This window comes from Providencia sp. PROV252 (assembly GCF_033676005.1).
Taxonomy (GTDB): domain Bacteria; phylum Pseudomonadota; class Gammaproteobacteria; order Enterobacterales; family Enterobacteriaceae; genus Providencia; species Providencia vermicola.
The window spans coordinates 883,098-897,928 of sequence record NZ_CP096294.1; the positions used below are offsets into that span (position 1 = coordinate 883,098).

The following is a 14,831-nucleotide window of genomic DNA, read 5'->3' on the forward strand; positions in this document are numbered from 1 at the left end:
TTCTATTGCGTTCTGTTACTTTATCCCTTAATCTAACCTTAGATTAGCTGAACCGTTTCAGTGAAATGAAATTCAATGAAAAAATTTTTAAAAAGTGTAGGTTACAGCACACTTTTAACCTTTAACTGCTAAAATGAGCAGTAGAGTTGGTGTGAGTCAGTTATCCTTAGCAACCGTGTGATTTTGCTCATATACAAGGTATGGAATGGCAATCAGGGTGGCAATAAATGGCTTTGGTCGAATAGGTCGAAGTGTTTTAAGAGCGTTATATGAATCGAGCCGTCGGGCAGAGATCGTCGTTGTTGCAATTAACGAACTTGCTGAACCAGAAGGTATCGCGCATTTGCTGAAGTATGATTCCAGCCATGGGCGTTTTGCGTGGGATGTGAGACTTAATGGCTCACTCTTGCAAGTCGGCGATGATAATATCCGCTTATTTCACCAAACCGATATCCGTGATTTGCCGTGGAAAGAACTCGGTATTGATATTGTCCTTGATTGCAGTGGGGCATATGGCTCCCGTGATGATGGCTTAATGCACATCGCGGCAGGCGCCAAAAAAGTGCTGTTCTCTCACCCAGGTACTGATGACCTTGATGCCACTGTTGTCTATGGCGTTAACCACGAAAGCTTAACGGCTTCAGACAATATCGTGTCAAACGCATCTTGCACCACTAACTGCATTATCCCGATTATTAAATTGCTTGATGAGGCATTTACGATTGAGTCAGGAACCGTTACGACGATCCACGCATCAATGAATGACCAACCCGTTATCGATGCCTATCATAAAGATTTACGAAGAACGCGCGCTGCCAGCCAATCTATTATTCCAGTTGATACGAAATTAGCGGCGGGAATTACGCGAATTTTTCCGAAGTTCAAAGATCATTTTGAAGCCATCTCTGTCCGTGTACCGACAACCAATGTGACAGCGATTGATTTGAGTGTTACCGTACATGACGATGTCTGTGTTGAAAAAGTGAACCAACTACTGAGAAGCGCCGCACAGGGGCATTTTCGTGGTATAGTGGACTACACAGAACTGCCGTTAGTCTCGATGGATTTTAATCATGATCCACACAGTGCTATTATTGATGGTACGCAAACGCGAGTTAGCGGAAAACATTTAATAAAAACCCTAGTTTGGTGTGATAACGAATGGGGGTTTGCTAACCGGATGCTAGATACAACGCTAGCGATGGCAGCAACAGGTTTAAACTAATTGGCTACTGACAGACAGCAGGGCATGATAACCTTTTCGCCTCTGCCCAGTAGTTGATGGAAACTTTATAGAGAATCAACAAGAGGATTCACCATGTCTGTAATTAAGATGACCGATTTAGACTTAGCGGGTAAACGCGTTTTTATTCGTTCTGACTTAAACGTTCCTGTCAAAGATGGCAAAGTTACTTCTGATGCACGTATCCGTGCTTCATTACCAACAATCGAAGCTGCTCTGAAGCAAGGCGCTAAAGTCATGGTCACTTCTCACCTCGGTCGCCCGACTGAAGGCGAGTACAACGAAGAGTTTTCACTGCAACCTGTTGTTGACTATCTGGCAGATAAAATCGATTACCCTGTTCGTTTAGTCAAAGACTATTTAAATGGCATTGATATTGCCGCTGGTGAGTTAGTCGTTCTGGAAAACGTTCGCTTTAACAAAGGCGAGAAAAAAGACGACGAAACACTGTCAAAACAATACGCTGCATTATGTGATGTGTATGTGATGGATGCATTTGGTACGGCTCACCGTGCTCAAGCGTCAACTCATGGCGTGGCAAAATTCTCACCCGTTGCATGTGCAGGTCCATTATTAAGCAATGAGTTAGAAGCATTAGGTAAAGCACTGGGTAACCCAGCGCGCCCAATGGTGGCGATTGTTGGAGGTTCTAAAGTCTCCACAAAACTGACCGTGTTAGATTCACTGTCTAAAATCGCTGACCAACTAATTGTGGGTGGGGGTATTGCAAATACCTTTATCGCAGCAGAAGGCAACAATGTTGGTCGTTCATTATATGAAGATGACTTAATTCCTGAAGCGAAAAAATTACTGGCTAACTGCCAAATTCCAGTACCGACAGATGTTCGCGTTGCTACTGAGTTCTCTGAAACCGCAGAAGCGACACTGAAATCAAGTACTGAAATCAAAGACGACGAGCAAATTCTGGACTTAGGCGATGAATCAGCGCAGCGTCTGGCTGAAATTCTAAAAAATGCCAAAACCATTCTGTGGAATGGCCCAGTTGGTGTATTTGAATTCCCTAACTTCCGTAAAGGAACTGAGATCGTTGCAAAAGCCATCGCAGACAGTGATGCATTCTCCATCGCGGGTGGTGGTGATACATTAGCGGCTATCGATTTATTCGGTATTGCAGACAAAATTTCATATATCTCTACGGGTGGCGGTGCTTTCCTTGAGTTCGTTGAAGGTAAAAAGCTCCCTGCCGTTGTGATGCTAGAAGAACGTGCTAAAGCGTAATTAATTGTTCATACACAACAGGCAGCGTAGGCTGCCTGTTTACCACAGGACCTTTTCACATGTCTAAAATTTTTGATTTTGTTAAACCGGGTGTTATCACGGGTGATGATGTACAGAAAGTTTTCGCAGTTGCCAAAGAAAATAACTTTGCATTGCCAGCGGTGAACTGTGTTGGTACGGATTCAATTAACGCCGTACTCGAAGCGGCCGCGAAAGTGCGTGCGCCTGTTATTGTTCAGTTTTCAAACGGCGGTGCAGCATTTATCGCAGGTAAAGGTTTGAAGGCAGAAGGTCAACAAGCAGCGGTTTTAGGCGCGATCTCTGGTGCTTATCATGTGCATCAAATGGCTGAGCACTATGGTGTGCCAGTTATTCTGCATACTGACCACTGTGCGAAAAAATTACTGCCATGGATCGACGGCTTGTTAGATGCAGGTGAAAAACACTATGCGAAAACAGGTAAACCACTGTTCTCTTCTCACATGATTGACCTGTCAGAAGAAACGCTGGAAGAAAATATCGAAATCTGTGCTAAATACTTAGCGCGTATGGCTAAAATCGATATGACGTTGGAAATCGAATTAGGCTGTACGGGTGGTGAAGAAGATGGTGTTGATAACACAGGTATGGACAGCTCTGAACTGTATACTCAACCAGAAGATGTTGCATACGCATACGAGAAACTCAATGCAGTAAGCCCACGTTTCACTATCGCAGCATCTTTCGGTAACGTTCACGGTGTTTATAAGCCAGGTAACGTTCAATTAACGCCAAAAATTCTGCGCAACTCACAAGACTACGTTTCAGAAAAATATAACCTGCCACACAACAGCTTAGACTTCGTATTCCACGGTGGTTCTGGCTCAAGTGCTGCTGAAATCAAAGAAGCAGTTAGCTACGGTGTTATCAAAATGAACATCGATACTGATACTCAGTGGGCAACTTGGGATGGTATTTTACAGTACTACAAAAAGAACGAAGGCTATCTGCAAGGTCAGTTAGGTAACCCAGAAGGTGCAGATAAACCTAACAAAAAATACTACGACCCGCGTGTATGGCTGCGTAAAGCACAAGATTCAATGGTTGTTCGTTTAGAACAAGCTTTCAAAGAACTGAACTGTGTTGATGTTCTGTAATTAATACAGACTCAGTTTTGAATTGAAAATCCCCCAGTAAGGTGACTTGCTGGGGGATTTTTTATGGTTTTTCACTGGCCTGTGAAAGTAATTTTAAAAATAATGCTTCACTTTGTGCCAGTGGTTTGCTTGATTCGGTTATCGCACAAATACGGTTTTGGAAAACAGGGGAATTAGCTACTTCAACGAGGGCATGACGTGCATTAATATGAGAGGCATAGTTTTCTGGCAAAATTCCAACATAGTGTCCAGAAGCGATAAATGCTGCAACAGCTTCTAAACCTGCTGCATCAGGGCCCTTATTAAACTCTCCAGAAGCTAGAACACTTTCAGTGAACGGATGTGGGCGATAAACCAATGCCAAATTATGCTTATTTTTAGCACTACTTTCTGAAGTATACAGTTTATGCTTTTCAATAAATAAAAATTGATAGTTGAAGCGGCTATTTTCATGAAATTGACCACGTATACCAATTTGAATTGTCCGATCACTCAAAGCTCGATTTAATTGATTATGATTGAGCACAATGAGTTCTAGCTTTACATGTGGTGCCGCTTCAGTGAATTTAGCAATAGCAGAAGAAAGGTGACATTGTGGGTTAGTCAGTATATGTTCAACAACACCAATAACCAGCACGCCTGATAAGATCCCTTGTAGTTCATCGACTTCTGTTTTTATATTATCGAGTGCCTTAAGTGCAGTGTTGGCTTTTTTAATCACTAATAGCCCTGATTCTGTCAGCTTAAAGCCGGATGGTCCTCGTTCACAAAGTTGAACACTTAGTTTTTCTTCGATTTCACGTATATGCCGACTGATAGATGCTTTGGACATGTTGAGTTTTTTTTCAGCAATCGAAAAACCGCCAGCTTCGGCAACAGAAATAAAAACACGTAATGATTTTAAATCTTTTTCTGTTAGTTTTTTATTATGCATATTTTTACCTATTGCGTGAATTCAATCACTTATTGCTAATCTATCTCAATTTTTAACTAGATACAAATAGCCTAAATTTACTGTTTTATTTTAATGATTAAAATTGTTTTTATTAATTTTAAAAGGTTTCATTTTATGAAACCAAGGGGTCAAAAATATCACTTTTATTATTAAAAAACATGTATATCTTAAAGTTGTAGTTGTTAATAAATTATTACTAAGGTGGCGCCAAAATAATAATTAATCCAAATATATATAAATACAAAAGGATTCTAATTTATGGTCACAGATGAAATGTTAACAATAAAATTAGATATGATTACATTTACAGCATTAGGTGCTTTGTTGTTAATTGCTAGTAATATAATCATAAAGAAGTTTCCATTTTTTATGAAGTATTCAATACCTAGTCCTGTTATTGGTGGGTTTTTATTTTCTATCATGATGTGGTTAGCGTATCAATTTAATATTGTAGAATTAGGATTTGATAATACATTATATGATTTAGCTATGTATGTATTTTTTGTCACTATCGGACTCATGACAGGAGTCAAATTATTAATCAGTGGTGGGAAAATATTACTTATTTATATGGTTATTTGCTGGGGGCTAGCATTTGCCCAAAACGGTGTCAGCATTGGGTTATCCTACATATTAGATATAGAGCCTTTGGTTGCAATGATGGCAGGACAAGCCTCAATGCAGGGAGGGCACGGGATGGCGGCTTCATTAGCACCACTCGTTGAGTCATTTGGTTATGACCAAGCGCTTAATGTTGGGTTGGCTGCATCAACATTTGGCTTAATTGCAGGTTCGATATTAGGCGGGCCAGTCGGTAATTGGCTAATCCAAAGAAATAAATTGAAAATTGAAACAGACCATGTTGATTTAAATAATTTAGCTGCAGTTGATGCCCAGGAAGATAAAATTAGCGCACAGAAATGTATTGTCGCTGGTGCAGCCATTTTAACTATTCTTGCAATAGGAATGCCAACTGCTAAATGGATAAGTGAAATTACAGGGTTTACAATACCAGGGCATATTTTTAGTTTATTTGTAGGTGTTGTTTTTCATTCAATTAATGAAAGAAAACCGATTATAAAAATATCAAAAAATACGGTAGCTCTAATTTCAACTATTTCATTAGAAATGTTTTTAGTGATGGCAATGATGAAATTAAAATTATGGGAGCTTTATGAGCTAGCTCTGCCATTAACGATCATATTAATATCTCAGGTTATTGCTACCATTCTTGTTGCTGTATTTATCGTATATCGTGCATTGGGTAAAAATTATGATGCGGCAGTGATGTCTGCTGGTTTTATTGGTCATGGATTAGGTGCAACACCAAATGGCTTAGTTGTTATGGATGCTATCTGTAATAAATATGGCCTATTTTCAAGGAAAGCATTCATTATTATTCCTATTGCAGGAACAGTATTAACTGACATTGTCGGTGTCCCTCTATTTGTATTTTTAGCCAATACATTTGGCGGCTAATAAAAATAAAGAATAAATTTAAAGTTTAATAAGGAAAAAGTAGATGAAAAAATTAACGACAGCGCCACATGTTGGCCATAAAACATTTTTATATTCTGAACTTGCGACCGATTTAAATAATATCGAAGCCGATATTGCGATACTTGGAATGCCATTTAGCTCTGCCTATAGCGCTCATGCTTTTACAAATGATCAATCAAGAGCACCACAATATTTACGTGATATGAGTGACCGAATTGTTCGGCATCCAGATCATTATGACTTTGATATTGATGGCCCACTATTGCAGGGACGTAAAGATATTAAATTCGTTGATTGCGGTGACGTTATCCCTGATTTATCTCAACCACTGGGTGAACATCATGAAAGAGCCGCAGAAGCAATCAGGCAATTATTAAGGGTGAATGCGTTGCCGATTATTTTAGGTGGTGACCACGGTATAACTACGCCGATTTTACAGGGATTTGATGAAGTTGGCCCAGTCACTTTAGTTCATATTGATGCTCATTTAGATTGGCGTGAAGAAGTTAATGGTGTAAATACAGGTTTGTCTAGTCCAATTCGTCGTGCATCGGAAATGAAACATATCGGTGAAATTTTTCAGATAGGTTTACGTGCTCAAGGGAGTGGACGTCCCGCAGATTATCAAGCAGCTAAAGATCATGGTGCTCATGTTATTCCTGCCTATGAACTGCATGAAGTAGGAATGCAGGCAATTTTAGACCGTATCCCAGATAACTCAAATTACTATATCAGTATTGATGCAGATGGTATCGACCCAAGCATTATGCCAGGTGTAGATGGCCCTGCACCAGGTGGAGTAACTTACTTACAAGCGCGTAGCTTAATTCACGGTTTAGTGAAAAAAGGTCGGGTTGTGGGTATGGATATCGTTGAAATCACGCCTGCAAAAGATATCCCCTCTAAACTAACAGGCGTTACTGCTGGGCGCTTTGTGGTGAATTTAATAGGGGCATCTATTCGAGCAGGGTATTTTGATAAAAAATAACGGAGTTAATTAATGCTGAACTAACAATAAAGTGGGAGATATTTCCCACTTTATTGATTATCTGTTGGCGTCCCCTGATGAAACCTCAGTTGCCATTTATTTGCTGAATTCTTTAACCATATCGATGAACGATTGGTTTGCCTTATTTTTTCCCCTTGTTGTAATTCATAACTCATATAAGCCATCAATACCGTGTGCTCACTCAATAATGTGCAGTGATAGCCTTCTGAATAAATCGTTTTTGGGGCCTCATCAATCAAAGAGGCTAAGGTATCGGGTTTATCTGTTGTGCCACCAGAACGGCCAAATTCAAAAAAATCAGGGTGTAGGATATCTTGAAGAAAATCGATATTTTGTCGATTAGCGGAAAAATGCAGTTTTTTTTCTAACTCAATCAGGATATTAAATAACGTTTCCACGATTAGCGTTGCTCCAGTTGTTGTGCTAATTTTTCAGCAAGTTCCGTGAGGGTATCTGAGGCATTGCGATGAAAGTGCATCGCAATTTCCATTTCTTGAGCAGCAGGGAAACCTTCCTCTTCCGTTAAAATGCGGTGCTGTGGCAACTTAGCACGCTGGGGCAGTAAACTGATCCCTAAGCCATCCGTAATGGCGCTTTGAATGCCTGCCAGGCTTGAACAAGTATAAGTGATGTGCCAAGGGCGTTGCTCGTTATCTAATAACTTAAACATATCATTGCGATACAAGCCATTTTCAGGGAAAACGATAAGCGGGACAGAATCACTATTGAGTGATTGACGTTGATTGCTTGTTAGCCAGCATAACGGTTCAGGCCAGCTGTAATCACTCTTAAATTCCCCTTTTTTCTGTTTAACGATGATTAAGTCTAATTCCCCATGTTGATAGCGCTGATGTAGCTGGCGGCTTAAACCGCTTGTGACTTCTAAGCGCACATTGGGGTTTGCTTGCATAAAGGCGGCAAGGGTAGGGGTAACTTGCCCTGACGCCAGATCTTCAGGAAAACCAAGACGAAGCGTGTGGATCACCGCACTGCCCGTGATCTTCATAAAAAATGTGTCGTTTAATGCTAAGATTTTTTTCGCATAGCTCAGTAGGATTTCACCTGTTTCGGTCAACGTTAAGATGCGGTGGCCTCGAACAAACAATGGCTGCCCCACTAGAGTTTCTAAGCGTTGAATTTGCTGACTCAATGTAGATTGCGTTGAATTTAAATGCTGTGAAGCCACAGTGAAATTCCCTGTTTCGGCAACGGCGACAAAGGTGTTCAATAGGACTAAATTGAGCAATGGATTCATTTATTTAATACCTATCATTTGGTTATTTAATTTCTAAATAGCATACTTTTTGAGTAGATTAAATAGATGAGAAGGAGATAAATCATGAAAACAACATTGTTACGTGTTAAGTGGTTGGTTTATTTACTGGGTATTCTTTCAATTTCATTGATCTTTATGGTGAAAGGAATGGCAACATCACAATCTAATATACTGGTTAGCGCGGCTGAGCAAGGCAATTTATACCAAGTTCAAACGCTAATTGAGCAAGGAGCTAACATCGAGCAACGGGATTTGCGCCAACGTACTCCATTAATGGCAGCTACTCATGAAAACCGTGTGGATGTGGCGCGCTACTTAATTGAGCATGGCGCAGATGTGAATGCGAAGGATAATATGCAAGATTCACCGTACCTTTATGCAGGAGCGCGTGGGCTGCAAGATATTTTATTATTAACCCTGAAAAATGGGGCTGATTTAAACAGTACCAACCGTTATGGCGGTACGGCGTTGATCCCTGCGTCAGAACGTGGCCATATCGACACGGTTAAAACCTTGATTGATGCGGGTGTGGACGTAAACCATATTAATCGCCTCGGGTGGACGGCATTGATTGAAGCGATTATTTTGGGGGATGGTAGCGACAAGTACGTGCAAATTGTCACGCTGTTGATTGAAGGCGGGGCGGATGTCAACTTAGCGGATGGCTCAGGGATATCGCCTTTAACGTTAGCAAAAAGTAAAGGCTACCGTAACTTGATTGAAATCCTTGAAAAAGCAGGAGCGAAATAATGTCGGATAGGCAATTTTTACAGCAGGCGGTTTCGCTTGCTGAAGAAAATGTGCAGGCGGGTGGTCGCCCATTTGGTGCTGTTGTTGTTAGAGAAGGTAAAGTAGTGGCAACAGGGGTAAATCAAATGCTTGAATTACACGACCCCACCGCGCACGCGGAATTAATGGCATTACGCCAAGCGGGGAAGGCATTGAACCGCGTTAAACTGGATGATTGTATTGTTTATGCCAGTGGGCAACCCTGCCCAATGTGCCTTGCTGCAATGCGCATGGCGGGGGTTTCTCGCGTGGTATATGGTTATTCAAACCAAGATGCAGAGCCCTTTGGCTTATCAACCGCGGAAATTGCCAAGGCGTTACGTGTGGCACCTGAGCAACAATTGGGTTTTAAATTTGAGCAATTGAGGCCAAATGATGCACCGCGCTCAGCGCTGTACCAAATGTGGTGGGAACAGCAAAAATAATGGGTAAAACAGCGTCGTACTCCCTCGCGTTAGTGGTCACTATTGTGTTAGTTGGGCTGAATTTACGGCCCTTTATGACAGGTCCTGGCCCTGTCATCGACAATATTATTCACACGACAGGAATGAGCTACCAAAGCATTTCGCTTCTGACGTTATTGCCCATGTTATTGATGGGGATTGGTGCATTGGTTGTCCCCGCATTAAACCAACGAATAGGCGAGCGAAGTGGAATTGCTTTGGCGATGTTATTGCTATTTTTCGGTTCTTTTTTCCGTTATTTTGCCGAAAATGGTCACATATTATTGTTTACAGCATTTTTGTGTGGTGCCGGTGCCGCTTATATTCAAGCGGTTTTTCCTGGTTTTATTAAAGCGCATTTTCCACAAAAAATGGCCATGATGACGGGGCTCTATTCTGCAACGTTAATGGCGGGCGGTGCGATAGGCGCACAGTTAACCCCTATTTTAGAAAGTGTAACAGGCCATTGGCAAAGTGCGTTGGCATGGCTAGCACTCCCTGCGCTGATCGCGTTAATTGCTATCCTATTAAATATTCGCACGATGAATAAAACTAGCGTTGGTCACGTTTCCGTATTCGCTTTCTTTAAAAAGCCACGGGCCTGGTTATTAATGGCGGGGTTTGGGTTAATCAATGCGGGTTATGGAACAGTTGTCACGTGGTTAGCGCCTTTTTTCCAAGAACAGGGAATGAGTGCTGCACAAAGTGGCTCTTTTGTTGCCATGCTGACGGTGTTTCAGGCCTTATCAGCTCTGATGATCCCTGTACTCGCTTCTCACAATATCGATCGTCGTTTCTGGCTTATTACGACGTTAAGTTGCCAAGCCATCGGGTTTATTGGGTTAATGTTGTTTGCCCTTGATGTGCCTTTCTTATGGATAGCACTATTAGGTGTTGGGTTAGGGGGCTGTTTTGCGCTTAGCATAATTACAGCACTGGATCATATTCCCCATCCAGTTAGCGCGGGGGCATTAACGGCATTAATGCAAGCGGGCGGGTTTATTATCGCTGCATTTGGCCCACTACTCGCGGCATGGTTACACCAGTTAAGCCAAAGTTTCACTTGGGTGTGGGGAATGCATGTTATTTTTGTGCTAGTGACATTGCTGCTTTATTTACGTTTAAACCCGAAAGGATATAGCCAACTATTTGCTTTAAAATAAAAAATTCCCGTTATTTTATTACGAACGATGGTTATTGTTGTTTTGGTGTTTTTTGCCCAGATAGCGACATAGTTGTTTATTCAATATGAACGACTATGCCGCAACGTATTGGAAAAACATTCACTCAAACCCACTCAACATAGGAAGAACACTGTGTTGGGGCGTTTCTTCGTGTTCGCAGAGGGGGTTCTGATTAACCGCGATTTTGGCATTTCATGGATGCTTCGTTATCTCACCAAATCAACTCAAAAAATAATAGCCTATGGATATAGTGAAATTAACCTAAAGTTATCTTACTCTATTTTTATATAATGAGTTAGCTATTGAAATAATAAAATTAATTTTAATTATTAATAATCATATTATTTTTAATTAACGTTATATTTTTTATATTATTTTTATTTTCTTTTTTATTTTTTAATATGTATTCAAAAGGTATCTGGTTTTTCATGGCCTTATTTGTTTTTATTAGTTTTATCGAATCATGTTTATGGTAAGGTGATGAATTATGGAAAATTTTGATTCAATAGATATCTCTCATCAGGTTTTAAAAGAATTATTAAAATATCGCCGTTGCTTTTCTCAATCAAATGAGTGTGATGAATATGAGGAAAGAAAGGTATCTGAAATTCAAATTCCAAGGATCCGTGCATTTATTGAAAAAAGGCAGCCTATTGAATTTATTTTACCTGCTTTTCCGACTAAATCACCCAACCCTAAGAAGGTATTAGGAAAGATACCAGATATGGCAGAAAAGTTATCGCTTGTTTTTTTGAATTCGCTTTGCCAGAAAATAAAAGATATTTACTCATTAGGTGCTAAGATTATTATCTGTTCTGATGGGCATGTGTTTAGTGATCTTATTTGTGTTGATGATAATGACATTACGCTTTATCAAAAAGAATTTAATAAATTATTATCTAAACTAGATGGGGAGAGTCTATATTTATATTCCCTTAGTAGTGTTAAAGAATTAACTCAATATTCTCAAGATTATACCCAATTAAGGTCGTTATTAATTGAAAATTACGCAACCTCTATTGATGAAATAAAAGGAGAACTCAAGCAGACGAATGGTGGTATTCAATTATATCAAGCTATTACGCGTTTTTTATATGAAGATAGCTTTCTTCCCGATTACACGGGGTCGAAAGCAGCTCTGCAAAGGAATGCTAAACAGCGTGCTGTAGGCGTTATTCAACGTAGTCGAGCATGGGGGAATTTGTTATCAACAAAGTTCCCATCTGCGATCCGTCTTTCCATTCATCCGCAACCCGCGGATAGTATTAAAATGGGTATTCATTTAATGCCAACCAGAGATAATTGGTTAACACCATGGCACGGTGTTGCCGTTAATATAAATGGCCGATTTATATTAATGAAAAATGAAACAGCAAAGAAAATGAACGGAAAACTTGTTGAGGTTGACGGTTCACCCAGCCATTACGTAATTGAATCTATTTAATCGAAGTTTATTTGTATTAATAAAAATAAATATATAGGTAAATAATAACGTGAGGTTTTATGAATATAAGCTCAATAAATTGTCATGTTAAATTAATTAATCCTTTTGGGGTGTTATTAACACCATGTTTTTTACATCAAAACATTACAGCATTGCCAATAAGCCTATTACGTCACTTAGCTCGTCAATATTCACTGGTTATACTGCGGGGGTTTCAGTCAGGTTTTACAGATGAAAATAAACTGATTGAATATTCAGAATGTTGGGGGGATATTATGAAATGGTCTTTTGGAAGTGTATTAGATATTCAGGAGCGCTCGAACCCTTCAGACCATGTTTTAGATAATGGCTACATACCGTTGCATTGGGATGGGATGTATCGAGAAACTATTCCAGAATTCCAAATTTTTCATTGCATACATGCCCCAGTGATATCTCAAGGGGGGCGAACAACGTTTGTTAATACAGAAAAGCTCCTTAATGAATCCAGTTTTGAAGAGGTTCAATTATGGAAAGACACCATTATTAGCTATAAAACAAAACAGGTTACCCACTATGGGGGCGAGGTTGTGTCACCCCTTGTTTGCTTACACCCAAATAACAATAAGTGGGTGATGCGCTACAACGAACCTATGAAAATTGATGATGATAAATATGCAGATCATCACTCTTTAACAATTAAAGGAATGTCTAGAGAAAACCAAACCCTGTTTGAAAAAGAACTAAATAGCAGGTTATATGATCCCCGGTATTATTATGCGCATAGCTGGGAAGAAGGGGATGTGGCTATTTGTGATAACTTCACGTTATTACATGGTCGAGAGGCTTTTATTTCTAAAGCACCTCGCCAACTTCAGCGGGTTCATATTCATGGTGTACCTGTTTGTAAAAATGCTCATTTTTATTCTTTTACAGATTAAAAAATTATTCGGTAATCACTTATGCCACAGATAATATTAGCGGCGATTGCGACGCCAGGACACGTATACCCGCTTTTAACTTTAGCGAAAGGGCTTATTGGCCAAGGAAATGAAATTACTATTTTTACGGGGTCTTTTTTTCGGCAACAAGTGGAGGCGAGCGGGGCAAACTTTGTTTGTTTTGACAGTATGGTCGATATAGACCATCGTGATTTAGAACATCATTTTCCTGAACGGGGCTTATATCCCGCAGGTAATACCCAAATGGCACAAGGCTTAATACAATTTTTTGCACAACCTATTCCAGTCTTATCAAAGCAATTAATGCAATTAATTCAAGAAAAACAAGCTAACTTATTAGTTATCGATAATACCTTTTATGCTGCTTTACCATTGTTGCAACAAGCGCTTGTTAAGCGCATACCTGTTGTGGCTATTGGGGTAACGCCATTAGCTTGGCCCTCTGTCGATAGTGTGTTTTGGGGCGCTAGAATACCCCCTGAAATATTACCGGCAGAAATTACACGAGAGCAGCTAATTAATGAAGAAATACATTTATTAATTGAAAGTGTTAGAGAGAAATTTTCTCAGATGGTGACAGCAGCAGGCGGGTTACCATTGAAAACAGATCAAAATGAAGCATTGATATGCGGTGTAGATTGTTATTTGCAGCTTGCAACATCAGTATTTGAATTTTTTGATACAAGTTTACCGAGTCACGTTAAATTTATTGGGTCATTAGCGATAAAAGCGAGAGAAGATCATATACAAATTAATTGGAAAAACGAAAACCAGCCTTTAATTATCGTGACACAAGGCACATTAGCGAATGTTGATTTTAACCAATTACTCAGGCCAACGCTGAGGGCATTAGCAAACTTACCTGTACGTGTATTAGCTATTACAGGGGGGCGTAAGGTTGATTTGTCAGAGGTTCCACTTCCCGATAACGCTTATCTTGTTGATTATATTAATTTTGAAGACTGGCTACCCAAAGCATCAATCTTAATTACTAATGGAGGGTATGGTTCAGTGACATCTGCCATACGCCATGGTGTTCCAATGATAATGGCTGGGATAGGCGATGGTAAATTAGAAGCGATAGCCCGAGTCCTTAGGTCTCGTTGTGGAATTAGTTTGCAAACAGATATGCCGAGTGATGAACAAATATTAAATGCGGTCACTGAGATGTTATCAACGTCATTATGGCATCAACAAGCAAAAATTATGCAAGAGGCGAATCAGCAGTATAATACTTTAGAATTAGCACTACATTATATCAATAAGCTTTTATATTAATAATTAAGCTACTGTAAAAATTCATTCATAATGTTAGAGAGATAACTTAATTTTATAAAACGACAAACTAAGTTATCTCTATTAGTTATTAGCTAATAAAATTTATCTATATTTGCTATAGTTTCATTATTCTCTTGTTCAAGAAAATAGTTTAAATCACATTGCAGGATATTGGCGAATATACAAAGTCGACGAATGGTGAAATTTTGAACGCCGCGCTCGTAACGGGATATTTGCTGTTGACTTAAACCCGATTTTTGACCTAAATTGTCGCCGGTTAAACCCATTTGTAAACGACGTCTGCGCATTTTTTGCCCAATATAAAAATTTGAAATATCTGTATGGTATTTTGTCATAATGTAGCTCTAATCAAGTAATAATGAATCAAATTAGT

At 39.6% G+C, this 14,831-nt stretch carries 15 protein-coding genes; 11 read left to right on the forward strand and 4 right to left on the reverse strand.

Going from position 1 to position 14,831, the window contains the following annotated elements:
• Positions 1–205: 205 nt before the first annotated feature.
• From epd to fbaA, 3 genes are all read left to right on the forward strand, one after another.
• Positions 206–1,225 (forward strand): erythrose-4-phosphate dehydrogenase, encoded by a 1,020-nt coding sequence (gene epd / locus M1F05_RS03805; RefSeq protein WP_206084649.1) that lies wholly within the window; start codon positions 206–208, stop codon positions 1,223–1,225.
• 93 nt (positions 1,226–1,318) lie between these two features.
• Positions 1,319–2,482, forward strand: a complete 1,164-nt coding sequence (gene pgk / locus M1F05_RS03810; protein ID WP_206084650.1) for a phosphoglycerate kinase — start codon at positions 1,319–1,321, stop codon at positions 2,480–2,482.
• Positions 2,483–2,541: 59 nt separating this feature from the next.
• A complete protein-coding gene (gene fbaA / locus M1F05_RS03815) occupies positions 2,542–3,618 on the forward strand; it encodes a class II fructose-bisphosphate aldolase (protein WP_206084651.1) in 1,077 nt (358 codons plus the stop codon).
• A gap of 61 nt (positions 3,619–3,679) precedes the next feature.
• Here fbaA and M1F05_RS03820 read toward each other — a convergent pair whose 3' ends face one another.
• Complete coding sequence (locus tag M1F05_RS03820; protein WP_206084652.1) at positions 3,680–4,552, reverse strand: LysR family transcriptional regulator; 873 nt, start codon at positions 4,550–4,552, stop codon at positions 3,680–3,682.
• A gap of 279 nt (positions 4,553–4,831) precedes the next feature.
• Between M1F05_RS03820 and M1F05_RS03825 the strand changes: the two genes are divergently transcribed.
• On the forward strand, positions 4,832–6,052 hold the full coding sequence (locus M1F05_RS03825) for a sodium/glutamate symporter (RefSeq protein WP_206084653.1): 1,221 nt from the start codon (positions 4,832–4,834) through the stop codon (positions 6,050–6,052).
• Positions 6,053–6,095: 43 nt separating this feature from the next.
• On the forward strand, positions 6,096–7,061 hold the full coding sequence (locus M1F05_RS03830; protein ID WP_206084654.1) for an agmatinase: 966 nt from the start codon (positions 6,096–6,098) through the stop codon (positions 7,059–7,061).
• A 50-nt stretch (positions 7,062–7,111) separates the two neighbouring features.
• On the opposite strand, the gene M1F05_RS03835 is transcribed toward M1F05_RS03830, so the two are convergent.
• Together M1F05_RS03835 and M1F05_RS03840 are read right to left on the reverse strand one after the other, a co-directional pair.
• Positions 7,112–7,480, reverse strand: coding sequence for a DUF4440 domain-containing protein (locus M1F05_RS03835; RefSeq protein WP_206084655.1), 369 nt, complete (start codon positions 7,478–7,480; stop codon positions 7,112–7,114).
• Positions 7,481–7,482: 2 nt separating this feature from the next.
• Positions 7,483–8,337 (reverse strand): LysR substrate-binding domain-containing protein, encoded by an 855-nt coding sequence (locus M1F05_RS03840; RefSeq protein WP_206084656.1) that lies wholly within the window; start codon positions 8,335–8,337, stop codon positions 7,483–7,485.
• A gap of 84 nt (positions 8,338–8,421) precedes the next feature.
• On the opposite strand from M1F05_RS03840, the gene M1F05_RS03845 reads away from it, so the two are divergent.
• From M1F05_RS03845 to M1F05_RS03870, 6 genes are all read left to right on the forward strand, one after another.
• Entirely contained in the window at positions 8,422–9,108 is a 687-nt protein-coding gene (locus M1F05_RS03845) for an ankyrin repeat domain-containing protein (protein ID WP_206084657.1), read from the forward strand.
• A complete protein-coding gene (locus M1F05_RS03850) occupies positions 9,108–9,572 on the forward strand; it encodes a nucleoside deaminase (protein WP_206084658.1) in 465 nt (154 codons plus the stop codon). The genes M1F05_RS03845 and M1F05_RS03850 overlap by 1 nt, the downstream gene beginning before the upstream one ends.
• On the forward strand, positions 9,572–10,753 hold the full coding sequence (locus tag M1F05_RS03855) for a cyanate transporter (RefSeq protein WP_206084659.1): 1,182 nt from the start codon (positions 9,572–9,574) through the stop codon (positions 10,751–10,753). Before M1F05_RS03850 ends, M1F05_RS03855 begins: the two co-directional genes overlap by 1 nt.
• A 508-nt stretch (positions 10,754–11,261) precedes the next feature.
• Positions 11,262–12,218 carry an L-tyrosine/L-tryptophan isonitrile synthase family protein gene (locus M1F05_RS03860; protein WP_206084660.1) on the forward strand — a complete coding sequence of 319 codons (957 nt, stop codon included), beginning with the start codon at positions 11,262–11,264 and terminating at the stop codon, positions 12,216–12,218.
• Positions 12,219–12,277: 59 nt separating this feature from the next.
• A complete protein-coding gene (locus tag M1F05_RS03865; protein WP_206084661.1) occupies positions 12,278–13,138 on the forward strand; it encodes a TauD/TfdA dioxygenase family protein in 861 nt (286 codons plus the stop codon).
• A 21-nt stretch (positions 13,139–13,159) separates the two neighbouring features.
• A complete protein-coding gene (locus tag M1F05_RS03870) occupies positions 13,160–14,437 on the forward strand; it encodes a glycosyltransferase (protein WP_206084662.1) in 1,278 nt (425 codons plus the stop codon).
• 92 nt (positions 14,438–14,529) lie between these two features.
• On the opposite strand, the gene M1F05_RS03875 is transcribed toward M1F05_RS03870, so the two are convergent.
• Positions 14,530–14,793 carry a helix-turn-helix domain-containing protein gene (locus M1F05_RS03875; RefSeq protein ID WP_206084663.1) on the reverse strand — a complete coding sequence of 88 codons (264 nt, stop codon included), beginning with the start codon at positions 14,791–14,793 and terminating at the stop codon, positions 14,530–14,532.
• Positions 14,794–14,831: the final 38 nt, after the last annotated feature.